General features: G+C 67.2%; 1 protein-coding gene. It reads right to left on the minus strand.

Annotated features, from left to right (window positions below; all coding sequences use genetic code 11):
• A partial coding sequence (locus LI94_RS21805) for a DUF222 domain-containing protein (RefSeq protein ID WP_255351908.1) occupies positions 1-193 on the minus strand: 193 nt, incomplete at its 3' end.
• Positions 194-204: the final 11 nt, after the last annotated feature.

The following is a 204-nucleotide window of genomic DNA, read 5'->3' on the forward strand; positions in this document are numbered from 1 at the left end:
CATCCAGCGCGGTGTCCACCGCCCGCGCATCGGTGGTGAACAGGCTGCCCTGGATCTCCGACAGACCCCCTTCAACAAAGTTCCCGAAGGCGATCTCGCGTTCGGCCTGCCGCTTCTTGCGGCGGCGCACCGCATCAGCATCGGCCTGGGCCACGATCTTGTCGATCTTGGCCGCCAACCGGCTCACGGTCAGCGACGGCCACC

Source organism: Mycobacterium sp. UM_Kg27, assembly GCF_000972905.1.
In the GTDB taxonomy this organism is placed as follows: domain Bacteria; phylum Actinomycetota; class Actinomycetes; order Mycobacteriales; family Mycobacteriaceae; genus Mycobacterium.